Below are 23916 nucleotides of genomic sequence, written 5' to 3'. Positions count from 1 at the left end.
CCAGGGCCAGGCCAGTGGCGTCGCGACCGTACTGGTGCTGGCGGCCTGCTCCTCGGTGGTGCCGCTGGCCCGGGAGTGGCGTCACGCGCAGCCGCGCCCGATCGCCGGGCTGCTGGCGGTCACGCTGCTGGCGACGCCCGTCGTGGCGTGGGCGCTGCGCGGGGTCGACCACCGCGCGCTCGCGCTGGCCGGCGGAGTCGGTGTGATCCTCGGCGTCGTGCTGCTGGCCTCGGGGCTGCGGTCGGCCTGGTTCCGCCGCCCCGAGGGCGCCCTGGCGACCGGGGTCGGCTCGGCCGTGCTCAACGTGGTCGGCGGGGTCGGCGGCCCGCCGGTCGGGCTCTGGGTCGCCAACGCCGAGTGGTCGCCGCCCCGGACCCGGGCCACCCTGCACGGCTTCCTGATCGTGCAGAACCTCGTCACCGCCGTGGTCGTCGGCCTGGTCGCCCCCGACTTGCGCCACCTGCTGGCCCTGGCCGTCGGCTCGGCGGCCGGGATGGCTTTGGCGCCGCGGCTCTCCGTCGGAGCGGCACGCAGCGGGATCCTGGTGGTCTCCGCGGTCGGCGGCATCGCGCTGCTCGCCGGCAACGTCTGAGTCGCCCGTGCCGGGCGCAGCGCGTCAGACCGCCGCGTGCGGCGGCGGCCCCAGGACCACCGGCAACGTCTCGTAGCCGCGGAGGATGCGCGTCGTACGCCGTGTCGCCCCGACCGACAGCTCGACGTCACCGAAGCGCTCGAAGAAGGCGCGCAGACCGACCTCGCCCTCCATCCGGGCCAGCGAGGCGCCCAGGCAGTGGTGCCGGCCCGACGAGAAGGAGATGTGCTCGCGGGCGTTGGCGCGGGTGACGTCGAAGGTGTGCGGGTCGTCGAAGACCTCGGGGTCGCGGTTGGCGCCCCACAGGACGGCGGCCACCAGCGTCCCGACGTTGACCCGGTGACCCAGCAGCTCGGTGTCGACGGCCACCTGACGCGCGGTCAGCAGCACGGGCGGGTCGTAGCGCAGCACCTCCTCGACCGTGTTGGTCCAGGTCGCCTCGCCGCTGCGCACCTTCGCGAGCTGGTCGGGGTGGGTGGCGAGCAGGGCGATGCCGTTGGAGAGCAGGTTGACGGTGGTCTCGAAGCCGGCCGCCAGGACCAGGCCGGCCGTCGCCCGCAGCTCGGTCTCACTGAGTCCGGCGCCGTCGACCTCGGCGTGCACGAGCTGGCTGAGCAGGTTGTCGCCGGGGTTGCGGCGCAGCTCGGCGAGGTGGTGGCCGAGCCAGTCGTCGAACTGGGCCAGCGCCCGGTGCACCGACCGGTACTGGGTGAGGCCCAGGCCGAGGTCGAGGCTCGGGGCTGCGGCCGCCCCGAAGGCGAGCACGCGCTCGTGCTCCTCCTCGGGCACCCCGAGCACCTCGGCGATCACGCTGACCGGCAGCGGCGCGCAGTAGTCGGCCACCACGTCGACCGGCTCCCCGCGACGGGCCTTCTCCTCGACCGCGTCGAGCAGCTCGGTGGCCAGCTCCTCGGTGCGGGCCTGCAGCTTCTGCACCGCGCGCATGGTGAAGACGCCGGTGACCAGACGGCGGTAGCGGGTGTGGTCCGGCGGGTCGGTGGCCAGCAGCGACGGCGGCTCGAGCGGGTGGATGCTGCGCGGCGCCGTCGCCTCGGCGATCGAGCTGAGCGGGCCGTCCTTGCCCGGGAAGCCGGTGACGAACTCGTCGCGGGTGAGCACCTCGCGCACGCCGACGTGGCTGGTGACGACGTTGCTGAACTTCGCACGCACCACCGGGCCCGCCGCCCGGATCGTCTCGATCGGCCCCTGCACGTCGCCGCCGGCCATGATCATCCGCGCCTGGAGGTCGCCCTGGCGGGCGGCCCGTCGCAGCACTAGCCCCGGCACACCGTGCACGACGCCCCAGTGCACGGTCTCCCGCACCAGGGCGGGGAGCCGCGGCGTACTGGTGACCAGTCGCCGCAGCCCGGGCGGCACCACGGGCGAGGGGGCAGCGGTCCGGAGGCCGGAGCGCACGCGCCTGCTCACGTCGGTCAGTGCCATCGACCCTCCCCGGTCACGGGCCCGGGCCGCTGACCGGGCGCCCCGCCCACCGTAGGGAGGGCCGCCGAGCACCGTCAACGCCCGAAAAACAATTCGGCGCTGTCGGCGGATCCCGGCACAATGTGTCGCGTGAGCGACCCGATCATCGACAACCTGTTGGACACCGTCGGCGATCAGGAAGTCGGACGTGCCGTCCCCCGGGCACTCACCCCGTTCAAGGTGCCGGCCTACCGCAAGCTCGCCGCCGCGCTCGTCTTCTCGTCGTTCGCCAGCGGCGTCTGGCTGGTCGCCCTGGTCTGGGAGGTCTTCCGCCTCGGCGGGGGAGCCGCCCAGCTCTCCTTGGTCTCCACCATGGCCGCCGTCGGCGTCATCATCCCGGCGCTGCTGGCAGGCGTGGTCGCCGACCGGGTGCCGCAGAAGCGGATCCTGCTGGCCGTCGCCGGCGTCGAGCTCGCCGGCATGACGGTGGCGGCCGTGGCGGCGTACGCCGACGTCAGCACGGTCGGCCTGCTCGCCGGGATCGCCTTCGTGACCGGCATGGCGATGTCGTTCTACTACCCGGCCTACTCGGCGCTGCTGCCCGCGATCGTGCCGGCCGAGGACCTGATGGCGGTCAACGGCTTCGAGGGGATGGTCCGTCCGACCGTCGCCCAGGCGATCGGCCCGGCGGCGGCGGGTGCGGTGATCGGCGTCGCCGCACCGTCACTGGCCTTCGCAGTCGCCGCCGGCGCGATGGTGCTCGCACTCCTGGCGCTGACCACCGTGCCGCTGACACCGGTGCGTCGTACGTTGGACGAGGCGCACGCGAGGCATCCCGTGCGCTCGGCGTTCACCGACATGGGCGAGGGCATGCGCTACATGGTGCGTACGCCGTGGCTGCTGGCCACGCTCGTCTTCGCCTGCCTGAGCGTGCTGGCCCTGATGGGGCCGCTCGAGGTGCTCGTGCCGGTCTTCATCAAGTCGACCTTGGAGGGCGACGCCAGCCACCACTCGTGGGTGCTGGGCGCCTTCGGCATCGGTGGCGCGATCGGCTCCCTGGCGATGGCCTCGATCCGGATGCCGCGCCGCTACCTCACCGTGATGATGGCCTGCTGGGGCTTCGGCTCCCTGCCCTTCATCCTGATCGCCGAGGCCACCGAGATCTGGATGATCGTGCTGGCCACCTTCGTCGTCGGCATCTTCTTCGCAGCGCCCACGGTCATCTGGGGCACGCTGCTGCAGCGACGCGTCCCGCCGGAGCTGCTCGGCCGCGTCTCCTCGCTCGACTTCTTCGTCTCCATCTCGCTGATGCCGGTCTCGATGGCCCTGGTCGGTCCGCTCTCCGACCTGATCGGCGTGCGCGAGACCTTCTGGATCTCGGCGTTGGCCCCCGCCCTCATGTGCGTCGTCTTCTGGCTGTGGGCCCGGATGCCGGCCGACGAGGTCGCCCACCCGCTCGACTGATCCCCCTCCGGGAACGGGCTGGTTGGACTCCACCCGCTCGGGGGAGGCTTCCGCCCGAGGCCCGGCCGTGGGATGGTCGGGACACCCCCAGCGCTCAGGAGGATCCATGGCGACGCAGGACGCAGCCACGACTGAACGGGCCAAGCGTGGAGCGTTCTCCTCGCGCAAGGTCTTCATCTTCGCCGCCATCGGCTCGGCCGTCGGGCTGGGCAACATCTGGCGCTTCCCGTACGTCGCGTACGAGAACGGTGGCGGCGCCTTCCTGATCCCCTACCTGGTCGCGCTCTTCTGCGCGGGCATCCCGTTCCTCTACCTCGACTACGCGCTGGGGCACCGGTTCCGCGGGTCGGCGCCGCTCTCCTTCGCCCGGCTCAGCCGCCCCTCCGAGGCGCTCGGCTGGTGGCAGGTCGGGATCTGCTTCATGATCGCCGTCTACTACGCAGCCGTGCTCGCGTGGGCGCTGCGTTACACGTTCTTCTCGGTCAACCAGTCGTGGGGCGACGACCCCGAGGGCTTCTTCTTCGGTGACTTCCTCAAGGCCGGGGAGGTCGGGGTCGACCTGACCGTGGTCGCGGGAGTGCTGGTCCCGATGCTGCTGGTCTGGCTCGCGGTCATCGTGATCATGGTGGCCGGGGTGGAGAAGGGCATCGGCCTCACCTCGGTGATCGGCATCCCGGTGCTGATCGTCGCCTTCCTGGCGCTGGTGGTGCGCGCGCTCTTCCTGCCGGGAGCCGCCGAGGGCCTGGAGGCCTTCTTCACTCCCGACTGGGAGACGCTGACCCATGCCGGCGTGTGGGCCGCTGCCTTCGGCCAGATCTTCTTCTCGCTGTCGATCGGCTTCGGCATCATGATCACCTACTCCTCGTACGTCGACCGCGACACCGACATGACCGGTTCGGGTGCGGTCGTGGGACTGGCCAACTCCAGCTTCGAGCTGCTCGCCGGCATCGGAGTCTTCGCGGCCCTGGGCTTCCTGGCCCAGGCCAACGGGGCCGAGGTCGGCGACGTCGTGGAGGGCGGGGTGGGGCTGGCGTTCGTCGTCTTCCCCACGATCATCAGCGAGGCACCGCTCGGGGCGCTGATCGGCGTGCTCTTCTTCGGCTCCCTGGTGATCGCGGGCCTGACGTCACTCGTCTCGGTGCTGGAGGTCGTGGTCTCCGCGGTCCGGGACAAGTTCGACCTGTCCCGCCGCCTGGCCGCCACCGTGGTGAGCGTGCCCTGCGCGGTGATCAGCCTGGTCTTCTTCTCCACCGCGAGCGGCCTCTACGTGCTCGACATCCTCGACCACTTCATCAACCAGTTCGGCATCCTGCTGGTGGCCACGGTCTCGATGGTCGTGGTCGCCTGGTCGTTGCGCGCGCTCCCCCGCCTGGGCACGCACCTCAACGTGCACGGGTCCGTCCCGCTGCGGCTGTGGTGGCGCCTCCTGGTGGGCGGCCTGGTCCCGGTGGCGCTCGCCTACATGGTCTTCGACTCCTTCAAGGCCGTCGTCGAGGAGCCCTACGGCGGCTACCCGACCTGGATGATCGCGCTCTTCGGGTGGGGGGCGGCCGCCGCCGTCATGGTCCTCGGCTACGTCCTCGCGCCGATCCCGTGGCGCAAGGAGACCTCGCTCGACGACCCGGGCGACGAGGCGCCTCCACACCTCGACCCCGGCCCGTCCGCGCAGGCCCGTGCCACCGGGTCGACCCGTCCCGTGGAAGGAACCGATCAGCGATGAGCACCGTCTCGATCGTCATGATGATCATCTCCATGCTCGTCCTGTGGGGCGGCCTGGTGCTCGCGATCGTCCTGCTGCTGCGCAACGACAGGCGTACAGGTCACGGCGCGGACCCGGGGGTCGGCGTACGCCCCGGTGGGGAGCACTTCACCCGCGACCTGTGACGGGTAGGACCGGCCGGTCCTGTCGACCTGCGGGGCGTGGCGTGCTGGGATGGGCGCCATGAGCGACACGACGCAGGTCCGTTTCGGCATCGACTTCGGCGGTACGGGCATCAAGGGCGCCGCCGTCGACCTCGAGGCGGGCGACTTCGCCAGCGAGCGGACCAAGGTCGACACCCCCGAGGCGTCGACGCCCGAGGCGGTGCTGGAGATCTTCCGCTCGATGCTCGACGACCACCCCGAGGTCACCGGCCCGGTGGGCGTGACCGTCCCCGGCATCGTGCGGCACGGCGTCGTGGGCCTGGCTCCCAACATCCACCCCGACTGGCAGCACTTCGACGCCGACGCCTTCCTCACCGAGGGGCTCGGGCGCGAGGTCCACGTGGTCAACGACGCCGACGCGGCAGGCCTGGCCGAGGCCGCGGTGGGTGCGGCCAAGGGGCGCAGCGGCGTGGTCCTGGTGACGACGCTCGGCACCGGCATCGGCAGCGCGCTGCTCAACGACGGGGTGCTGGTGCCCAACGTCGAGCTGGGCCACCTGGAGATCGACGGGCGCGTCGCGGAGAAGTGGGCGTCGACCAAGGTGCACAAGGCCGAGGGACTGTCGTACGAGGAGTGGGCGAAGAGGCTGACCGTCTACTACCGGACCGTGGAGCGGCTCTTCTCCCCCGACCTCTTCGTCGTCGGTGGCGGGGTCAGCGCCTCGTTCGAGAAGTTCGGCCACCTGATCGACATCGAGACCGAGATCGTGCCGGCGACGCTGCAGAACCGGGCGGGGATCGTCGGCGCGGCTCTGCTCGCGGACAACTGAGGAGCGCGGCTCTGCTCGCGGACAACTGAGGAGCGCGGCGCTGCTCGCGGACAGTCAGCTGGCGGGCTCGTCTCCCGAGATCTTCGCGTTCTCGCCCTCGACCACCGTGTTGATCGCCGCCACGGCCCCGGTCAGGTAGCGCTCGACGACGGCGCGCTCGGCCTCGGTGAACTGGGCGTCGTTGGCCTGCAGCGCCGCGAACATCGGCGTGAGGTGCACCCAGGCCTCGCGGCGGCCGGCGTCGGTGATGTGCACGCCCGTACGCCGACGGTCACCGGGGATCGGGCGGCGCTCGACGTGGCCGCGTGCCTCAAGGCGGTCCACGACTCCGGTGGCCGCCGCGGTGGAGACGTCGAGGTGGCGCGCCATCTCGGCCGGCCCCATCATCTCGCGCGAGAGCAGCTCCAGCGCGGTCAGGTCGGTGGTGCTGAGCCCCGTGCGACGGGAGAGGACGTGGTGCAGTCGCGCCCCGATGCGGGTGATCTCGCGGACCGCGCGCAGGGAGCCGCTGTCCTTCCAGCGTTCCGGCATCACTCCACCGCCTTCTCCGGACTGGACCACTGGGGGTTCTCGAAAGTTGTGCTGACTTCTACAACAAGTGGTTGCAGACACTTGGTTGCTAAGTTGATTGGCAATCAAGCCGAGACCAATATAACCCTTCCCCACCACTCGCCCAGGAGATCGCGCCATGACGAGCCCAGCCCCCGGAACGAACCGGGTCACGCGATTCATCGCCGGCCGACGCACCGCATGGCTCGTCGCCCTGCTCCCCCTCCTCCTCGTTGGCTGGGTGATCAGCCTGGGCGAGGCCGAGCGCCCGACGGCAGCGGCGCTCAACCTGCCCGACGGCTACGGCGTCACCGAGGCCACCACCCTCCAGGAGCAGCTCACGGAGGAGGAGTCCTCCGCCGCGATCCTGCTGTGGACCGCCAACTCCGGCGAGCTGAGCGAGCAGCAGCTGGCCCAGCTGCGCGAGTCGGTCGGCCGGGGCCCCTTCGTGGTGGCGAAGGACGGCACCGCCGCCTACACGGTCGTCCCCGTCGACGCCGTCGACTCCGACGACATCCGTGAGCAGGTCAAGGACCTACGCGCCCAGGTCGACGACGACGCGCCCGAGGGGGTGAGCGGCGACGTCACCGGGCCCGCGGGCATCCGCTCCGACTTCAGCGAGGTCTTCGCCGGCGCCGACGTGCGCCTCCTCCTCGCGACCGCCAGCATCGTCGCGATCCTGCTGATCATCACCTACCGCAGCCCGGTGCTGTGGATCGTGCCCCTGGTCGTCGTGGCCGTCGCCGACCGCCTCGCCGCGATCGGGGCGACCCAGATCATGCAGCACGTCGACTACGTCGCCTGGGACCAGTCGACGGTCGGCATCCTCTCGGTGCTCGTCTTCGGAGCCGGCACCGACTACGCGCTCCTCCTCATCTCCCGCTACCGCGACGAGCTCAAGGGCCACGAGTCGCGGCACGTCGCCATGGCGCGCGCGCTGCGACGTACGTTCGAGTCGGTCTCCTTCTCGGCCGTCACCGTCGTGCTCGGCGTGCTGACCCTGCTGCTCTCGGCCTTCCCGACCACCCGCGGCCTCGGCCTGGCCTGTGCCATCGGCATCGTGATCGCCGCCAGCTTCGCGCTGGTCGTGCTGCCCGCGGCGCTCGTCGTCTTCGGCCGCTGGCTCTTCTGGCCGATGACCCCCAAGGTGGGCGACGCCCCGCTCGTCGAGAGCAAGGGCTTCTGGCACAAGGTCGGCCGCCGCGTCGACAGCCGCCCGCGCACGTTCGTGGTCGGCACCCTGGCCCTGCTCGCCGTGCTGATGGTCGGCTTCACCCAGGTCAAGACCGGCCTCGAGCAGTCGGAGCAGTTCCTCGACACCCCGCCGGCGCTGGTCGCCGCCGAGCGCCTCGGCGAGTCCTTCCCCGCCGGCACCAGCGACCCTGCCCAGGTGCTCACCACCGACGACCCGGCCGCAGTCCTGGCCGCGGTCGAGAAGGTCGACGGCGTCACCTCGGCCACCCTCTCCAACGAGGGCGAGGGCGTCGCCCAGGTCGACGCGGTGATGGCCGCGAAGCCGGGCAGCGACGAGGCCAAGCAGACCGTCGAGGACATCCGGGCCGCCGTCGCCGACTTCGACGACACCCACGTCGGTGGCGGTGACGCCGAGCTGCTCGACGTCGCCGACGCCTCCAACCAGGACCGGCTGCTGATCCTGCCGACCATCGTCCTGCTGGTGCTCGGCGCGCTGATCCTGCTGCTGCGCTCGCTGGTGACGCCGGTTGCTGGTGATCACCGTGGTCGCGACCTACGCCGCCGCGATGGGCCTCTCCTGGTGGGTCTTCCGGTTCGTCTTCGACTTCCCGGCGATGGACCAGAGCGTGCCGCTGTTCGCGTTCCTCTTCCTGGTCGCCCTCGGCGTCGACTACAACATCTTCCTCATCACCCGGGCGCGGGAGGAGGCCGCGAAGCACGGCAACCGCCGCGGCATGCTGCGGGCCCTGACCGCGACCGGCGGCGTGATCACCAGCGCGGGCATCCTGCTCGCGGCGGTCTTCGCGGTGCTCGGCGTGCTGCCGCTGGTGGTGCTCGCGCAGCTCGGCATCATCATCTTCTTCGGCGTGCTGCTCGACACCCTGCTGGTGCGCACGGTGCTGGTCCCGGCGCTGGCGATCTCGCTGGGTGACAAGTTCTGGTGGCCGCGCAAGGCTCCGTCCTCGCCGGAGGCCGGGCCGGCGTCGCCCGCGGCCGCCGACACCCGCGCCGGTACGGTGGTCGGATGAGCGAGAACAACGAGGCCGTGACCGTCAACGACGCGCCCGAGGCCAACCGCTACGAGGTCCACGTGGCCGGCGAGCTCGCCGGCTTCGCCGACTACCGCAGGCTCGACGGCGTCATCGACTTCCTCCACACCGAGGTCTTCGAGGCGTACGCCGGGCGAGGCCTGGCGAAGACGCTGGCCGAGGCGTCGCTCAACCACGTACGCCAGGAGGGGCTGGGCGCGCTGCCGCACTGCCCGCTCTACCAGCGCTTCATCCAGAAGAACCCCGAGTACGTCGACCTCGTCCCCGAGGCGTCGCGCGCGGAGTTCGGCCTGGCCTGAGCCACCACAGCACCCAGCAGCGCTGAGCAGGGCCCCGGAAAGATCTCCGGGGCCCTGTTGCGTGCGTACGTTGTGTGCGCGAACCGCCGCGACACGCCGCCGCACGCACCGATCTGCGCACACAGACTGCGTACGCGGTGCCTGCGTACGAGGTGGCGTCAGCTCGGCTGGTTGACCTTGAGCGCCGCCTCGATGTCTCCGGCGATCTGCTCGGGCTTGGTGGTCGGGGCGTAGCGCTTGATGACCTGGCCGTCGCGCCCGACGAGGAACTTGGTGAAGTTCCACCTGATCTTGTCGCCCAGCAGGCCACCCTTCTGCTGGCGCAGCCACCGGTAGATCGGGTGCGCGTCGTCGCCGTTGACGTCGATCTTCGAGAACATCGGGAAGGTCACGCCGAAGTGGCCGGTGCAGAAGTCGGCGATCTCCTCGTCGGTGCCCGGGTCCTGGTGGCGGAACTGGTCGCACGGGAAGCCCAGCACCGAGAAGCCCTGGTCGGCGTAGGTGTCCTGCAGCTCCTGCAGCCCGGTGAACTGCGGCGTGAAGCCGCACTGCGACGCGGTGTTGACGACGAGCAGCACCTGGCCGTCGTACGACGAGAACTCGGTCGGCGTGCCGTTGATCGCCGTCGCGGAGAAGTCGAAGAGGGAGGTCATGGCGACAGTGAATCAGGGTGCGCCAACGCAGTCAGTGAAAGTTGAACTGTTTGTCCCTCAGCGCCCGTGCCGCGCGACGTCGTCGGCCAGCACCTGCGGCCAGCGCGCCACGTCGGCGGGGATGCGCGCCACCTCCAGGCGCGCGTCGGGCAGCAGCTCGGCGAGCCGCTCCGCCGTCGACAGCGGGTGGGCCGGGTCGTCGACCCACGCCAGGATCGTGACCGGTACGTCGATGCGCGCGACCTGCTCCGGCTCCGGGAGGTCGGTGAGCGCGGCGCCGCGGAAGAGGGTGGGCAGCAGCGCCTCGGAGACGTCGGGCACGGTCTCGGGGGCGTCGACGGTGGCGGGTGGCCGCGGCACCAGCCGTCCGGCGGCGACGAAGGTGTCGATGCCGCGCCGCTCGACCACATCGGCCGCCCGCAGGTAGTCGGCCGACTTGAGGCGGCGCGACTCCCACGCCGTCGGCGGGACCAGCAGGGTGAGCCCGGCGAACCGGTCGGGGTCGGCGACGGCCGCGTGCAGCAGCGTCGCGCAGCCCATCGACGGGCCGACGCCGTGCACCCGTTCCCCCGGGAACCAGTGCTCGAGCAGCGCCAGCAGGTCCTGGGCCAGCACCTCCCAGCGGTAGTCCTCAGGCACGGCACGACCGGTCGAGCGGCCGTGGCCGCGCGCGTCGTACCGCAGCAGCCGGGTGCCACTGAGCCCGCGACCGAGGTCGAGGTCGAGCAGACGGTCGCGGTAGCGGCTCGACGTCAACCCGTGGAGCTGGACGACAGGGTGGCCGTGCTCGTCGCTGAACTCGGTGTCCAGCTCCGCGCCGGGCACGCTGAAGGTCGTCATCGATCAGCTCCTCCGCAGGGACCGGGCGCCTAGGCTAGCGCCCATGCGGCTGACCAACGTTGCGCACCTCCGGCTGCCGTTCGGTCGCCTGCTCGGCTACGACCTGACCGTCGGCGAGCCCGGTCGCGCGCTCCCGGTCTCCTTCGACCAGGGGCTGCACGTCGGGGCCGGCGACCGGCCCGGGTCGTGGATGGCACTGTCGTTCAAGCTGCCCGAGGCGGTCGCGCTCGACGACCTGGCCACCGCATGGCTCGCTGTCGTCGCCCGCCACGGCACCCTGCGCACCGTCTTCTCCCCCGCTGCAGCCCCCGACGAGGGTCCGGTCCTGCACGAGGTCGAGGTCGGCCCCGGCGCCTGGGTGGAGCACCCGATCGCCCCCGGGCAGGCGGTCAACGCGGCGCTGCGCGACGTGCTCGACGCGGCCTGCACGCCCTACGGACGCCCGTCGCACCGGCTCTGCGTGCTGCAGACCGCCGCCGGCCCGACCGTCGTCGTCGGCGCCGACCACGCCCACACCGACATGTGGTCGATGCTGGTCATCGCCCGCGACCTGCTCACCTCGCTGGCCGCCGTGCGGGCCGGCGAGAAGCCGGCGCTGCCACCCACCCCGACCTTCGCCGAGCACACCCAGTCGCTGCGCGACCGGCCCGCCGCGCCCGAGGAGGTGCGGCGCCGCTGGGAGGAGATCATCACCGACGGCGGCGGCGTGATGCCGCGCTTCCCGATGCCGCTGGGCGAGGTCACGACCCTGCAGCGTGAGCGGGTCGAGGTGCGCGACGTGCTCGACGTCGACGACTGCGCCGCCTTCAGCGCCGAGGCCCGCGACCGCGGCGTCTCCACGCTCGCCCTGGTCGTCTCGTCGATGACCGAGGTGACCCAGCGCCTGGCCGAGCAGCCGCTGCGCGCGGTCTTCCCGGTGCACAGCCGCTACGAGCCCACCTGGCACGACTCGGTGGGCTGGTTCATCACCAACTCGGTGCTGGAGAGCGCCGACCCCGACCCACGCGCCAGCGCCGCGGCGGTGAAGGAGGCCGTGCAGATGGGCTCCTGGCCGCTGGCCGACGTGCTCGCGCCGTGGGGCGGGATGCCGGTCGCGCCGGGGATGTTCGCGATCTCCTGGCTCGACCTGCGCCGGCTGCCGGTGCGCGTCGACTCGGCCGGCCTGGAGGCACAGTACGTCGGCGCGGAGATCCTCACCGACGGCGTGATGCTCTGGTTCATCCTCGACGAGTCGGGCCTGCACCTGCGCTGCCGCTACCCCGACACCGACGAGGCCCGGCGCAACGTCGGCGCCTGGCTGGACGCCCTCGTCGACCACGTCGGTGCCCACGCGCGGGCGTCGGCGGGCGGCCGGTTGGTCGTCGACGGTGAGGTGTTCAGGGTGATGCGTGCGCAGCGTACGGACGTGGGGGCCTTGGTCGCCCTCCTCGCCGACGACCCGATCGGCGCGACCCGCGAGGGCGCCGAGCTGCCGCGCTACGAGGCGGCGTACGACGCGATCACCCGCGACTCCTCGCACTACCTGGCCGTGGTGCGCGACGCCCGCGACGAGGTGGCGGGCACGATGCAGCTGACGATCGTGCCGGGGCTCTCGCGCGGAGGCACCACCCGGCTCCAGGTCGAGGGCGTACGCGTGGCGCCTGCCCACCGCGGCCGCGGCCTCGGCACCGCGATGCTCAGCTGGGCCCACGACCACGGCGCTGCCGCGGCGCGACCCTGGCGCAGCTCACCACCGACCTGGCGCGCACGGAGGCGAGGGCGTTCTACACGCGGTTGGGCTACGAGGAGTCGCACGCCGGCCTGAAGCGTCCGCTCTGAGCGCTGCACGCCGGGAAAACGATTCGTCCGAGGCTCGCCCCGGATGACAGGCTCAGCCCATGGGTCACGTCGACGTCGCACACCTCGAGTACGTCCTCCCTGACGGGAGGCTGCTGCTCGGCGACGTCTCCTTCCGGGTCGGCGAGGGGTCGGTCGTCGCGCTGGTCGGGCCCAACGGCGCCGGCAAGACGACCCTGATGCGGCTGATCGAGGGCGTCCTGACGCCCGACTCCGGCACCGTCACGGTCTCCGGCGGCCTGGCCGTGATGCCGCAGTTCGTGGGCAGCGTCCGCGACGGCTCGACCGTGCGCGACCTGCTCGTGGCCGTGGCGCCCGAGCGCATCCGCGCGGCCGCCGCAGCCGTCGACGCGGCCGAGGAGGCGCTGCTCCACAGCGACGACGAGCCCACCCAGATGGCCTACGCGCAGGCGCTCTCCGACTGGGCCGAGGCCGACGGCTACGACTACGAGAACACCTGGGACATGTGCACCATGGCCGCCCTGGGGATCCCGTTCCACACCGCGCAGCACCGCGAGGCCGCCAGCCTGTCGGGCGGTGAGCAGAAGCGGGTCGTGCTGGAGGCGCTCTTCCGCAGCCCGGCCGAGGTGCTGCTGCTCGACGAGCCCGACAACTACCTCGACGTGCCCGGCAAGCGGTGGCTCGAGGAGCAGCTGCGCCAGACCCGCAAGACCGTCCTGCTCATCTCCCACGACCGCGAGCTGCTCTCCGAGGCGGCCGAGAAGATCGTCGCGGTCGAGCCGTCGCCGGCCGGCGCCGACGTGTGGGTGCACGGTGACGGGTTCGCGAGCTTCCACGAGGCCCGCCAGCAGCGCTTCGCCCGCTTCGAGGAGCTGCGCCGCCGCTGGGACGAGCAGCACGCCCGCCTGAAGAAGCTGGTGGTCTCGCTCCAGCAGGCCGCCTCGGTCAGCCACGCCCTGGCCTCGCGCTACGCCGCGGCGCAGACTCGGCTGAAGAAGTTCGAGGAGGTCGGCCCGCCGCCGGAGCCGCCGCGCGAGCAGGACATCACGATGCGCCTCAAGGGCGGGCGTACGGGCGTGCGGGCCATCACCGTCAAGGACCTCGAGCTCACCGGCCTGATGAAGCCCTTCGACCTGGAGGTCTTCCACGGCGAGCGGGTCGCGGTGCTGGGCTCCAACGGCTCGGGCAAGTCGCACTTCCTGCGGCTGCTGGCCGGCGACGAGGTCGCCCCCACCGGCACCTGGAAGCTCGGCGCCCGCGTCGTGCCCGGCCACTTCGCGCAGACCCACGCCTACCCCGAGCTCAACGGCCGTACGCTGCTCGACATCCTCTGGGCCGAGCACTCCCTGCAGCGCGGCCCGGCCATGTCGTCGCTGCGCCGCTACGAGCTGGAGCAGCAGGCCGAGATCACCTTCGACCGGCTCTCGGGCGGGCAGAAGGCGCGCGTGCAGATCCTGCGCCTCGAGCTCGGCGGCGCGACGTCGCTGCTGCTCGACGAGCCCACCGACAACCTCGACCTGGAGAGCGCCGAGGCGCTGCAGACCGCGCTCGAGGCCTACGAGGGCACCGTGCTCGCGGTGACCCACGACCGCTGGTTCGCGAAGACCTTCGACCGGTTCCTGGTCTTCGGCTCCGACGGGGTGGTGCGCGAGACCGACGGACCGGTGTGGGACGAGGGGCGCGTCGAGCGCGCTCGCTGAGCAGCTCTGCCGTGTAGCGTCGACGGCGTGAGGCCAGCGCCCCAGCCCGGCGACCCCGCCGCTGCCCGGCAGTGGGTGCTGCACGTCGACATGGACCAGTTCATCGCGGCCGTCGAGATCCTGCGCCGCCCCGAGCTGGCCGGGCTGCCGGTGATCGTCGGTGGCCGCGGCGACCCGACCGAGCGCGGCGTGGTCTCGACGGCGTCGTACGAGGCCCGCGCCTTCGGGGTGCGCTCCGGGATGCCGCTGCGCACCGCCGTGAAGCGCTGCCCCGACGCGGTCGTGCTGCCCGTCGACAAACCGGCGTACGACGCCGTCTCCGCCACCGTGATGGGGGCCGTACGCAGCGTCCCCGGCGTCGTCGTCGAGGTGCTCGGGTGGGACGAGGCCTTCGTCGCCGTCGAGGCCGACGACCCCGAGACAGTGGCCCGCACGATCCAGCAGCGGGTGCTGGAGGCCACCGAGCTGCACTGCACGGTCGGCATCGGCGACACCCGGGTGCGGGCCAAGACCGCCACCGAGTTCGGCAAGCCACGCGGCACCTTCCGGCTGACGGCCCAGAACTGGTTCGAGGTGATGGGCGAGCGCCCGGTGCGCGACCTGTGGGGCGTGGGCAGCCGGATCTCGCAGCGGCTGGCCGACCTCGAGATCGCCACGGTGCACGACCTGGCGACGGCGGACGACGAGCGGCTGGCGGCGGAGTTCGGTCCGCGGACCGGCCCGTGGTTGGGCGAGCTCGGGCGCGGCGCCGGCAGCGCGAGCGTCGACGACACCCCGTGGGTGCCGCGGGCGCACGGCCGCGAGACCACCTACCAGCAGGACCTGGTCGCGGCCGACGAGGTCGAGGCGGCGGTGCAGGCGCTCGCCGAGCAGGTGGTCGCCGACATCCGCGCCGAGGGCCGCCCCTGCGCGCGCGTGCACCTCAAGGTGCGCTTCGCGCCGTTCTTCACGGTCAACCGCTCGCGCAAGCTGGCAGAGCCGACGTGGGACGCAGGCGTCATCGCCGCGACCGCGCTGGGCCTGCTGCGAGGCCTCGATGACGAGCGCGCGATCCGGTTGCTCGGCGTACGCGCCGAGATGGTGCCGCCGGAGGGTGGCTACTGACCGTTTCCCGACCGCAACTGTGGAGATGATGCGCGGCAACGCCGTCGCAGCTGCATCATCTCCACAGTTCGCGAGGGGGCCGGGCTCAGGGGATGCGCTGCAGCCACTCGGCCGTCGCGAACTTCGACTCCACCAGGGCCTTCGCCTCGGTCAGCGTCTCCTCGTCGATCGGCACCGGGGTCAGCCCGTAGCTCGCGTCGAACTCCGCGACGAGTGCCTCGATCACCTGGTGACGCTCGAGGCCGGTCTGCGACCGCATCGGGTCGACCCGCTTGGCGGCCGACTTCGTGCCCTTGTCGGAGAGCTTCTCGCGCCCGATCCGCAGCACCTCGGTCATCTTCTGCGCGTCGATGTCGTAGGCGGCGGTGACGTGGTGCAGCACGCCGCCTGCGGCGAACCGCTTCTGCGCGGCACCGCCGATCTTGCCCTGCGGCGAGGCGATGTCGTTGAGCGAGACGTAGTCGGCGTCGACGCCGAGGCCGCGCAGCGCGCGGAGCACCCACGCGTCGAGGAACTTGTACGACTCCGCGAACGACTGCCCGGCGACGAGCGTCGTGGGCACGTAGAGCGAGTAGGTGATGGTGTTGCCGGGCTCGACGAACATCGCGCCGCCGCCGGAGACACGGCGCACGACGGCGATGTCGTGCTCGGCCGCGGCCTCGAGGTCGACCTCGTTGGTGAGCGACTGGTAGGAGCCGATGATCACCGCCGACGAGGCCCAGTCCCAGATCCGCAGCGCCGGCTTGCGGCGGCCCTCGGCGACCTGGCGGGCGAGCACCTCGTCGACCGCCATCTGCATGAGCGGCTCGAGCGGACCGGCGTCGACCAGCTCGAAATCGTGGTCCTCCCAGGTGGTGGCCCGGCCGAGCGCCCGGAAGACCGTCAGCGCGACGTCCTTGGGCTCGAAGCCGAACATCACCGCGGCGCCGCGGGCGGTTTCGACCTTCGCCGTGACGGCGTCGAAGCCGGTGTCGACGGGCAACCCCTCGAGCGCGCCACGGATGTCGTCGAGCGCCTCGTCGGGCTCGAGGAAGAAGTCACCGGAGACGACGACGTCGACCAGGTGGCCCTCCTCGACGCGTCCGTCGACGCGAACCAGCTTGCCTCCGGGGACCTTGCGCTCACCACTCACCTTCATGACTGGTCAAGCGCCCCGGCGAGTGCGACATTCCCCCGCAGCAGCGAGGGAGGGGTCGTCGACGACGCAGCGCCCGCCCCGGACCGGGACGGGCGCTGTGCCGTGGCTCAGGCGTACGTCACTCGCTGAGGGTGACGGTGCCCTTGCGGGTGACGCTCTTGTTGCCCACCCGGTCCTGCGACTCGATCTCGACGTCGTAGGTGCCGGCCTGGTCGAAGCACCAGATGGTGGCCTTGCCGGTCCACACGCCCTTCTTCAGGGTCAGGAAGCTGTAGCCGGTGGTGGCGGGGTAGTCGCCGCCGCGCAGGACGAGCCGCGGGTAGACGCTGACGACGCCCGACTGGGTGTCGGAGGCCTTGATCGAGTAGGTGACCTGCCAGCGGCGCTCGCCGACCTTCACGGCGTTGGGGGTGACGGTGACGCTGCCGATGCTGGGCGCCTTCCGGTCCGACTTCGAGACGACCTTGAAGCTGGGCTTGAGCGCCTTGGTCAGCTTCTTCGCGCCGGGGAACTTGCCGTACGAGGTCGAGTTGCCCGCGACGTCACGCACGGACGCGGTGGTGACGGTGGCCTTCTTGTTGCCGGCCCACTTCGGGAAGAGGGCGGTGCCGACCCACTTGCCGCGCTTCTTCTTGAGCACCGCGGCGGCGTTGCCGGGGCCGTTGCTCAGCTGGACGTAGGCGTAGTCGAGGCCCGACCCGCCCTTGTCGGCCAGCGTGGCCGTGACCTGGACCTTGGCGGCCTTGCGGGTGGTGTTGACCTTCTTGGTGTTGAGCTTGATCTTCTTGATCGTCGGCTTGACCAGGTCGGGCTTCGAGATCACGTTGAAGGAGTTGGGCAGCGACTTCGCGGCCAGGTCCGCCGGCGAGTACCAGGCGTAGCCGTCCTCGCTGCTGAGCGAGAGCTCGATCTGGTGCTTGCCGTTGCCGGCGCCCTTGGGCACGACGACCTTGACCGAGAACGAGTTGCCCTTGGGGTTGCCGACGGCGAACTGGTCGACGCCCTTGCCGACGGGGTCGGCGGTGACGTAGACGGAGTCGAGCGCCGGGCCGGTGGTGGTGCCGGAGACGACGACGGTGCGCTTGCCGGTCTTGACGTTGACCTGGGTCGGGCTGATCTTGAGCGTCTTGATCGCCGGGTCCGGCGGCGAGCACGACGGGTCGAAGGCGGCGGCGTGGGCCGGCGCCGTGCTGACGGCAGCGAGGCCGCTGAGCGCGAACGCCGCAGCGATCGAGCCGGCCGCGAGGCGACGCGTACGCATGGGTGTGACAGACATGGTTCCCCCTGGAGTGTTGGCTGACGGGCCTCAGTGTGGCGGGGCCGTGGCACACCTGGGAAGAGGTCCGCGATGCGGATCCGTCCGGCGATTTCCCGAAGGGCGGCACCGCCGCGGCCGATGAGAAGAGCGACTGCACCGTCCACCTCGGCGGACCCCTGGACCCGCTCCAGCGTCGGACGGTCTCCCCCGCCCCCTGGAGCTCGCCATGTCCCTCCTCAAGAACGCCGCCTCCCTGCTGTGCCTGGCGAGCGTCGTCACCACCGTCTCCGCCGTGTCCGCGGTCGCCATTCCCGCGGACGCCGCCGGAGCCCCGGCGAGCTCGTGCTTCGCCGCCCCCGACGCCTCGGCAGTGGCGACCGTGCGCGGACGTACGCTGTCGACGCTGCACGCCTACGACGGGAAGGTGTTCTACGGCTACGGCGACTACGACGCCAAACCGGCTCGTCGTCCACGCCGCAGGGCACGAACGTCTCCTACTTCGACCCCGCGACGAACGATTTCAAGGTCGCCTTCCCGCACTTCAAGGCGGAGGAGGTCAACACCTTCCGTACGTTGAGCGACGGAAAGCTCTACGTGCCCAACATCGACCCCTCGCTCGGCGCGCGGGCGACCAACGGCTACGCCACCGACGCCGAGGGCCAGTGGGCCGACGTCGGGTCGGGCATCAACAGCATCCACGTCTTCGACGTCGCCCGCGTGGGCCAGGAGGTCTTCGTCGCCGGCGCCCACCAGCCGGTCGCGGGCCGCGACGCCAAGGAGCAGTACCGCGCCGTCGTGTGGCGCAGCGTGGACGGCGGGCGGACCTTCACCGAGTCCCTGGTCGACACCAACGCCGACGTCACCAGGCGCACCGGCTTCGAGCGCTTCTACTGGCTGGCCGTCCTCGACGGCAAGGTCCACGCCCGTGCCGACACCAACAACGGCTCCCCGCTCATGCGCTTCGACCCGGCTGTCGGGGCGTGGGAGGCGGCTCCGGGCGTGACCGAGCCCGACTTCGGCCGCTGGATCTACGACGCGCACGACGTGATCTCGTGGAAGGGCCGCATCTGGACCGCCGGGGTGACGGGCCTGCGCTGGTACGACGGCACGACGACCGGGCGCGTCTCGCTGCCGCGTACGACGGCAGGGCCGCGCAACGTCGCCGTCGGGACGGACGGTCACCTGTACATCCTCGACACCGCCTCCCGTGTGTGGCGCATGACCCAGACGTCGGTGTCGCAGGAGGTCGACCCGGTCCCCTTCCGGGAGGCGGTCGCCGCCGCTGAGGGGCTCCTGGACGAGAGCCGGACCGCCCTTGCCTCTGCCGAGGCGGCCGACGAGGCGGCACGCCAGCAGCTCGGCTCCGCGACCGACCAGCACGGCGCGAGCCTGCGGTCGGCGGGCGACGCCGACGGCGCCGTCGTCGAGGCGCGCACCGACCTCGATGCTGCTCGGGCCACCCTCGCTGGCCGGCGCACCGCGCGGGAGGAGGCGCGCACCGCCCTGGACGTCGCCCACACCCGCGCCACCGAGGCCGACGCTGCCGTGACGAGCGCCGAGGCGGACTTCTCCGTGCTCGAGCGGGTCGGCTCCCAGGCGCGTACGAAGGTGGCGACGGCGCTGGCGGCCCAAGTCGCGGCCGCTGCTGCCGCCGTCGAGGCGGAGGAGGTGCAGGGCGACCGCACCGAGCAGCTCAGCTCCGCCACCTCCCGCCGCGACGCGGCGTCGGTGGCACTGCGGGACGCTCGCGCAGCCACCGCTGCCGCCCAGGAGAGGGTGGCAGCGCTGCAGAAGAAGTCGAGCCTGCACGCCGCGAAGGCGAAGCAGGTGCGGACCAAGATCGCCTCGCTCAGGAAGTCGATGTCGACGGCGAAGAACCGGGCCCAGCGCCTCTCCTTCCGGACCGAGCTCGCCACGCAGCTCCAGCAGCTGGCCCGCACCAACGCCGCGCGCGCCGCCACGGCCAAGGCCCTGACGGAGGCACTGGCCGAGGTGCGCCAGGCGCGGTCGCAGGAGCAGGCGGCGGTGAAGGAGCTCTCCGCCCGCGAGCGTGACGTCACTGCGGCAACCGCCGACCTCGCCGCCGCCCAGGGTGCTGCGCGTGAGGCCAGGAAGGCGGCTGACTCCGCGGCTGCCGCGCACCGGGCTGCGCAGGACGAGCAGCGCACCGCCGAGGCGGCGCTGGCGTCGGGTCGACGTGTGCTGGACGACGCGGCTGCCCGAGCCGCCGCCGTACGCACACACGTGGCCGCCGCGGGCACCGCGCTCGCGACCGCCGAGCAGGAGCTCTCCTCGGCCGGCGCTGCCACGACCCGGGCCGAGGCCGTCCTGGCCGAGCGCACCACCGCCGCCGCAGCGGCCCGTGCCGCGGTCGAGCAGGCCGACGCCGCCCTGCGCGACGCCACGACCGCCGCCGCCACCGCGCGGGCGCGGCTCGAGGAGGTCGCGCAGCAGGTCGAGGCCGCCCAGAAGGGGCTGGCCGTGGCGCGTGAGCGCCTGACGGCGGCTGAGACCACCACCGGACGTCCCCCGGTGGTCAGCTACACGCTCTCCTCGAAGGCCCTCGTCGAGCTGGGCGACGCCTCGGCCGTCACGGTTGCCGACGGGAAGCTCTGGTACTCGAAGGGGAATGGCGACGCCACGCTGTGCGTCCAGCCGCTGACGAAGTGATCCGGTGTCCCGGGGCGCGCAGCCGGCTCCCGGGGCACGACGCCGGAAGGTTCGAGCCATGTGGTGGCTCGAACCTTCCGTCACGTCAGACCAGCGGACCAGAAATGATAGAAGGCCCCGATCCGGAGATCGGGGCCTTCTTCACGTGCGCGAGGGGGGAGTTGAACCGTGAGACCACCACGCTCGATCACGCACGAACCGCCGTCCTGAGCGTGAAACCGGCGTCCCGTTGCCTCCGGTTCCCTCCCGTTCCCTCGGGTCCGTGCACCCCAGGGGTGCACCAGCCGTATGCAGTTCAACCGACTTCCGCCGGCGCCACAATGGTAGTCGATGATCACCGAGGCCGGCTCACGAGTGTGACCTGCTGCAGCCGTTCGAAGACACCGACGGAGTGTCCGCACATGCCGATGAGCGGGCGGTTGACGTCGGAGGCGTGGGAGACTCCGGACGTGGTAGCCGCCGTGCACTTCTACGCGACAGCGACCGACCAGGAGCACTTGCTGGATTCCCTGGAGAACCCGATGAGGTGACCCCGCGGCCCCTGGCTCGTGGTCGCATCGCCTCCGACCGTCCTCTCACCCGAGGTGGCGTTGTCGAGCGGCCAGGTGATGGTTGTGAGGTCGTGGCCTGGGTCCGCCTGTTGTGTTGCGAGCGGGCGACCCGGCCATGGCAGGGCCCTCGAAGGCGGGGTCCGGATGGCCTCGGCTCCGGAACTGTCGGATCCCAGGGGGACTCGATGAGTGCCGTGTCGAAGGGCTAACAAGTCGAGCCCCGCGTCTGGCGTCTGGCGTCGATCCGCGCCATGAGCACAGAGGCGTGGACTCTCGTCGGCGTCGTCGTCGGCGCGCTGCTGGGCGGGGTGGCGCAGTTGGTGGCCGACTGGCTTCGCCGTCGTCACGAGACCCGAGTCCTGGCCCGGAACGACCGGCGAGACGCTTACGCGACGTTCCTCTCCGCAGCCTCGGCAGCGCTCGCGCCGATCGCGGCGAGCCGCAACGAGTTCCAGCGCCAGATCATGCCCCCGGACTTCTGGCCCGAGCGCTCGGAGAAGGCCCTCATGTCGGCTCAGGAGGCGCTCACGCGCTCGGCGTCGGGGTCGCGCGGGTCTACCTGGTCGCTCCGGCAGACACCCACGGGGCGGCCGTGGGCATGCAGGCCGCCATCAAGAAGTACATGTTCAAAGACGAAAAGGGCATGGCCGAGGCCCTAGCAGAGGCGCAGGAGGAGTTCATGAGGCTTAGCCCGGCGCGATCTCGGGTGAGCCTGCTGACTGTCTGGTACGATCCCCTCAGGAAGTCGGAGCCATGGGTTCCGCTGGTTCACGACCAGGACTTTCACAGAAGAGGGTTGACCCGGGTTCGAGTCCCGGCCCACGCTTCGCGCTGGTGTAGCTCAATGGGACAGAGCCCCCTCGTTTCTTTCTCAGCTCCACCTCGGCAGGGTCCAGAAGCCGAGGCGTCGAGCGGCCGCTTGGAGGTCCTGCTCCGTCACGGAGGCCGCGCCGTAGTTCTGACGGGCGTAGCCGACCAGGCCCTCCGCCAGGCACTGGAGTTCTTCACCTTCGAGGTGACGGAGGCGAAGTCCTCGACCAACATCTTGGCCCACTCCGCGGAGGTGAGTTCGCCCGCCAGCGCGGCGTTGACCTCGCGCCCGAGCCGCTTCGTCACAGCGAAGGCCGTGAAGATGTTCTCGGCCGTCAGAACGAGGCGCCCGTTCTGCTCGACGTCCTCCGGCGGGAGGCCTTGGTTAAGGCGCTGCCAGCCGCTCCGCGCGTTGGCGTCCATGTCAGCGACCGCGTCCCTCAACTCCTGGCTGACACCGCCGCCTTCGTGGGTGATGCAGTTGCGCATCTCGCGCAGGACGTGGAACGACTGCATCCACTCGGGCGGCTCGGCCGCGCCGCAGGTGTCGAACAGGACCGTGTGCATGTTCCAGGCCCTGACGCGCTTGCCGCCCGTGACCAGCGTGCGGCCCTCGTTCTTGAGGAGGCCCAGCATCGAGACGACGAAGTCTTCGTGGGTCGCCAGGGCGTAGGGCACGGCAACGGACGCGATGTGGTGATCGGCGTTGTAGAGCAGGCCTCGGGCGGCGTCGCTGCGCAGGTCCAAGCGCTCGATGTGGGGCACCGCGGGGAAGAGCTGCTTCAGCGTGGCCGTGGAGCCGGCCGTCAGCGACAGCGTGTGCGCGGCGAGCCGTGACCCGGCCAACAGCGCCATCATGGCGTCGTTGACTTCAACCCGGCTCGCCACGTACGTCCGGTACTCGGGGTAGAGGATCTCGGGCACGCCTCTACTTACCACTTTGATCGGGCGCGGCGCGTTGGTTTCGGCGTCGGGTTCCGCGCCCCCGAGCGAGCCCGCGGCGCTTGCGCTCGGTCGGCGCACCCACGGTCGGAACGAAGAGAAGACTCTCGTCGCCCACCTCCACACCAGAACCGACCTTACGCAAGACCGCGTTCCACGCGGCCGGACTCAGGCCCTCGTCGCCCGTGGCGATCTGACGAACTCTGGGTCAACGGCCCGTGCCAGCGTGCGCCCTGGCGATCGCGGGTCCGAGCCCGGCATAGGATCCCGCCAACGGGCCAATCAACGAAGCGCCCGCGAACCGACGGCTGGGAGGCAGGGATGGCCAGGTCAGTACCCAGCCTGCTCGACCAGATCGAGGTTGGGGCGCTCGATGGCCATGCACCCCTTGCCGACGTGCTGCGCAAGTGCGTGGCTCTCGGTGGACGCGCCGCCTCCGCCGAGCTACGTGACTGGGCACGCCGCGAGCTCGACGGCTACGGCGACGGCGCCGTCGAGCTGCCGGCCTACAGGATGGTGCGCGCAGCCGTCTGCATCGACGGAGCGGATCTCGCCAAGATGGTTCGAGGTCAACAACTCTCCCGTTGGGAGATCCCTGAGTTCGCCCGCGAGACGATCACCGACGAGGCACCCATCCCCTACGGCGTTGCAGAGCTTGAGAAACTCGCAGCCAGCTCAGACACCCTGCATCTGCAGCACCCCGGGATGCCGGACCTAATCACATACATGAACTCGCAAGCCCCGTACGGGACGAGTTATCAGTCGATGTACTGGGCGGTCGCCCCGACAAGCATCCACGGGATCCTCGACATCATCCGGACCAACCTGGTAGCGCTCGTCGCAGAGATGAGGGCTGTCGGCGTAGAAGACCTGCCGAGCGCCGAGGCCGCCAACCAGGCCGTCAACGTCGTCATCAATGGCGCGAAGCGCAGCCCGATCACCATCAACACCAACCAGGCGAGCGGCCCTGACCCGGGCGTCAGTCAGACAATCACCAGCACTCCTTCTGGCACCGAGACGTCGAGGATGCCCGCATGGATCCGGGGGCCTTGGGGATTCGCAGTCGGAGCGGCGACGATCGTCGCTGGAATCACCGGAACGGCGGTATGGCTGGACTGGAGTCCATTCGGCTAGTCCTAGAGCCAGGCGTTTGACGTTCTGGGCAGGTAGCTAGGTTTTCGTGCCACCACGG

General features: G+C 71.3%; 20 protein-coding genes and 1 pseudogene. 13 read left to right on the top strand and 8 right to left on the bottom strand.

Annotated features, from left to right (window positions below):
- Window positions 1-34 precede the first annotated feature (34 nt).
- Window positions 35-592, top strand: a complete 558-nt coding sequence (locus E2C04_RS00880; RefSeq protein ID WP_202977846.1) for a hypothetical protein — start codon at window positions 35-37, stop codon at window positions 590-592.
- A 24-nt stretch (window positions 593-616) separates the two neighbouring features.
- Here E2C04_RS00880 and E2C04_RS00875 read toward each other — a convergent pair whose 3' ends face one another.
- Window positions 617-2035 carry a cytochrome P450 gene (locus E2C04_RS00875; RefSeq protein ID WP_135831158.1) on the bottom strand — a complete coding sequence of 473 codons (1419 nt, stop codon included), beginning with the start codon at window positions 2033-2035 and terminating at the stop codon, window positions 617-619.
- Window positions 2036-2164: 129 nt separating this feature from the next.
- On the opposite strand from E2C04_RS00875, the gene E2C04_RS00870 reads away from it, so the two are divergent.
- From E2C04_RS00870 to ppgK, 4 genes are all read left to right on the top strand, one after another.
- Complete coding sequence (locus E2C04_RS00870) at window positions 2165-3478, top strand: MFS transporter (protein WP_202977845.1); 1314 nt, start codon at window positions 2165-2167, stop codon at window positions 3476-3478.
- A 106-nt stretch (window positions 3479-3584) separates the two neighbouring features.
- On the top strand, window positions 3585-5198 hold the full coding sequence (locus tag E2C04_RS00865; RefSeq protein ID WP_135831156.1) for a sodium-dependent transporter: 1614 nt from the start codon (window positions 3585-3587) through the stop codon (window positions 5196-5198).
- Complete coding sequence (locus E2C04_RS00860) at window positions 5195-5362, top strand: methionine/alanine import family NSS transporter small subunit (protein ID WP_135831155.1); 168 nt, start codon at window positions 5195-5197, stop codon at window positions 5360-5362. Before E2C04_RS00865 ends, E2C04_RS00860 begins: the two co-directional genes overlap by 4 nt.
- 58 nt (window positions 5363-5420) lie before the next feature.
- Window positions 5421-6170 (top strand): polyphosphate--glucose phosphotransferase, encoded by a 750-nt coding sequence (gene ppgK, locus E2C04_RS00855; protein WP_135831154.1) that lies wholly within the window; start codon window positions 5421-5423, stop codon window positions 6168-6170.
- A 54-nt stretch (window positions 6171-6224) separates the two neighbouring features.
- Here ppgK and E2C04_RS00850 read toward each other — a convergent pair whose 3' ends face one another.
- On the bottom strand, window positions 6225-6701 hold the full coding sequence (locus tag E2C04_RS00850; protein WP_135831153.1) for a MarR family winged helix-turn-helix transcriptional regulator: 477 nt from the start codon (window positions 6699-6701) through the stop codon (window positions 6225-6227).
- 157 nt (window positions 6702-6858) lie between these two features.
- On the opposite strand from E2C04_RS00850, the pseudogene E2C04_RS00845 reads away from it, so the two are divergent.
- Window positions 6859-8941 (top strand): annotated as a pseudogene (locus E2C04_RS00845) (MMPL family transporter).
- Entirely contained in the window at window positions 8938-9261 is a 324-nt protein-coding gene (locus E2C04_RS00840; protein ID WP_135831152.1) for a GNAT family N-acetyltransferase, read from the top strand. Before E2C04_RS00845 ends, E2C04_RS00840 begins: the two are co-directional and overlap by 4 nt.
- Before the next feature lie 158 nt (window positions 9262-9419).
- Here the strand turns inward: E2C04_RS00840 and E2C04_RS00835 are convergent, their stop codons facing one another.
- Both E2C04_RS00835 and E2C04_RS00830 read right to left on the bottom strand, forming a co-directional pair.
- Window positions 9420-9914, bottom strand: a complete 495-nt coding sequence (locus tag E2C04_RS00835; protein WP_135831151.1) for a glutathione peroxidase — start codon at window positions 9912-9914, stop codon at window positions 9420-9422.
- A 57-nt stretch (window positions 9915-9971) separates the two neighbouring features.
- The gene (locus E2C04_RS00830; protein ID WP_135831150.1) at window positions 9972-10754 is read right to left on the bottom strand and encodes an alpha/beta fold hydrolase; all 783 of its coding nucleotides are present in this window, start codon (window positions 10752-10754) and stop codon (window positions 9972-9974) included.
- A 43-nt stretch (window positions 10755-10797) separates the two neighbouring features.
- On the opposite strand from E2C04_RS00830, the gene E2C04_RS00825 reads away from it, so the two are divergent.
- From E2C04_RS00825 to E2C04_RS00815, 3 genes are all read left to right on the top strand, one after another.
- Window positions 10798-12558: a GNAT family N-acetyltransferase gene (locus E2C04_RS00825; RefSeq protein WP_238694381.1), complete on the top strand. Its 1761-nt coding sequence runs from the start codon at window positions 10798-10800 to the stop codon at window positions 12556-12558.
- 73 nt (window positions 12559-12631) lie between these two features.
- Complete coding sequence (locus tag E2C04_RS00820) at window positions 12632-14251, top strand: ABC-F family ATP-binding cassette domain-containing protein (protein ID WP_135831149.1); 1620 nt, start codon at window positions 12632-12634, stop codon at window positions 14249-14251.
- 27 nt (window positions 14252-14278) lie between these two features.
- On the top strand, window positions 14279-15355 hold the full coding sequence (locus tag E2C04_RS00815; protein ID WP_229721377.1) for a DNA polymerase IV: 1077 nt from the start codon (window positions 14279-14281) through the stop codon (window positions 15353-15355).
- An 85-nt stretch (window positions 15356-15440) separates the two neighbouring features.
- Here the strand turns inward: E2C04_RS00815 and E2C04_RS00810 are convergent, their stop codons facing one another.
- The gene (locus E2C04_RS00810) at window positions 15441-16493 is read right to left on the bottom strand and encodes a lipoate-protein ligase small subunit (RefSeq protein WP_238694380.1); all 1053 of its coding nucleotides are present in this window, start codon (window positions 16491-16493) and stop codon (window positions 15441-15443) included.
- Window positions 16494-16611: 118 nt separating this feature from the next.
- The gene (locus E2C04_RS00805) at window positions 16612-17769 is read right to left on the bottom strand and encodes a hypothetical protein (protein WP_135831148.1); all 1158 of its coding nucleotides are present in this window, start codon (window positions 17767-17769) and stop codon (window positions 16612-16614) included.
- Between the two features lie 208 nt (window positions 17770-17977).
- Here E2C04_RS00805 and E2C04_RS00800 point away from each other — a divergent pair, with 208 nt between their 5' ends.
- Together E2C04_RS00800 and E2C04_RS00795 are read left to right on the top strand one after the other, a co-directional pair.
- Complete coding sequence (locus tag E2C04_RS00800) at window positions 17978-18328, top strand: hypothetical protein (protein ID WP_135831147.1); 351 nt, start codon at window positions 17978-17980, stop codon at window positions 18326-18328.
- Window positions 18325-20421 carry a hypothetical protein gene (locus E2C04_RS00795; RefSeq protein ID WP_135831146.1) on the top strand — a complete coding sequence of 699 codons (2097 nt, stop codon included), beginning with the start codon at window positions 18325-18327 and terminating at the stop codon, window positions 20419-20421. The genes E2C04_RS00800 and E2C04_RS00795 overlap by 4 nt, the downstream gene beginning before the upstream one ends.
- Before the next feature lie 936 nt (window positions 20422-21357).
- Here the strand turns inward: E2C04_RS00795 and E2C04_RS20500 are convergent.
- Complete coding sequence (locus tag E2C04_RS20500) at window positions 21358-21480, bottom strand: hypothetical protein (RefSeq protein WP_268234014.1); 123 nt, start codon at window positions 21478-21480, stop codon at window positions 21358-21360.
- Between the two features lie 428 nt (window positions 21481-21908).
- The gene (locus E2C04_RS00790; RefSeq protein WP_135831145.1) at window positions 21909-22706 is read right to left on the bottom strand and encodes a hypothetical protein; all 798 of its coding nucleotides are present in this window, start codon (window positions 22704-22706) and stop codon (window positions 21909-21911) included.
- A 339-nt stretch (window positions 22707-23045) separates the two neighbouring features.
- Here E2C04_RS00790 and E2C04_RS00785 point away from each other — a divergent pair, with 339 nt between their 5' ends.
- A complete protein-coding gene (locus E2C04_RS00785; protein ID WP_135831144.1) occupies window positions 23046-23858 on the top strand; it encodes an AbiTii domain-containing protein in 813 nt (270 codons plus the stop codon).
- Window positions 23859-23916 lie beyond the last annotated feature (58 nt).

This window comes from Nocardioides daphniae (genome assembly GCF_004777465.1).
Lineage (GTDB): Bacteria > Actinomycetota > Actinomycetes > Propionibacteriales > Nocardioidaceae > Nocardioides > Nocardioides daphniae.
The sequence above is the reverse complement of the archived record's forward strand: the minus strand, read 5'-3'. Positions and strand labels throughout refer to the sequence as shown.

Excerpts from the sequence above, each read along its gene's own strand:
- E2C04_RS20500 (WP_268234014.1), bottom strand. The coding sequence starts at position 21,480 with ATGAGGGCCTTCTCCGAGCGCTCGGGCCAGAAGTCCGGGGGCATGATC.
- E2C04_RS00865 (WP_135831156.1), top strand. The coding sequence starts at position 3,585 with ATGGCGACGCAGGACGCAGCCACGACTGAACGGGCCAAGCGTGGAGCG.
- E2C04_RS00825 (WP_238694381.1), top strand. The coding sequence starts at position 10,798 with ATGCGGCTGACCAACGTTGCGCACCTCCGGCTGCCGTTCGGTCGCCTG.
- E2C04_RS00805 (WP_135831148.1), bottom strand. The coding sequence starts at position 17,769 with ATGTCTGTCACACCCATGCGTACGCGTCGCCTCGCGGCCGGCTCGATC.
- E2C04_RS00810 (WP_238694380.1), bottom strand. The coding sequence starts at position 16,493 with ATGAAGGTGAGTGGTGAGCGCAAGGTCCCCGGAGGCAAGCTGGTTCGC.
- E2C04_RS00785 (WP_135831144.1), top strand. The coding sequence starts at position 23,046 with ATGGCCAGGTCAGTACCCAGCCTGCTCGACCAGATCGAGGTTGGGGCG.
- ppgK (WP_135831154.1), top strand. The coding sequence starts at position 5,421 with ATGAGCGACACGACGCAGGTCCGTTTCGGCATCGACTTCGGCGGTACG.
- E2C04_RS00835 (WP_135831151.1), bottom strand. The coding sequence starts at position 9,914 with ATGACCTCCCTCTTCGACTTCTCCGCGACGGCGATCAACGGCACGCCG.
- E2C04_RS00820 (WP_135831149.1), top strand. The coding sequence starts at position 12,632 with ATGGGTCACGTCGACGTCGCACACCTCGAGTACGTCCTCCCTGACGGG.
- E2C04_RS00860 (WP_135831155.1), top strand. The coding sequence starts at position 5,195 with ATGAGCACCGTCTCGATCGTCATGATGATCATCTCCATGCTCGTCCTG.
- E2C04_RS00840 (WP_135831152.1), top strand. The coding sequence starts at position 8,938 with ATGAGCGAGAACAACGAGGCCGTGACCGTCAACGACGCGCCCGAGGCC.
- E2C04_RS00875 (WP_135831158.1), bottom strand. The coding sequence starts at position 2,035 with ATGGCACTGACCGACGTGAGCAGGCGCGTGCGCTCCGGCCTCCGGACC.
- E2C04_RS00800 (WP_135831147.1), top strand. The coding sequence starts at position 17,978 with ATGTCCCTCCTCAAGAACGCCGCCTCCCTGCTGTGCCTGGCGAGCGTC.
- E2C04_RS00850 (WP_135831153.1), bottom strand. The coding sequence starts at position 6,701 with ATGCCGGAACGCTGGAAGGACAGCGGCTCCCTGCGCGCGGTCCGCGAG.
- E2C04_RS00830 (WP_135831150.1), bottom strand. The coding sequence starts at position 10,754 with ATGACGACCTTCAGCGTGCCCGGCGCGGAGCTGGACACCGAGTTCAGC.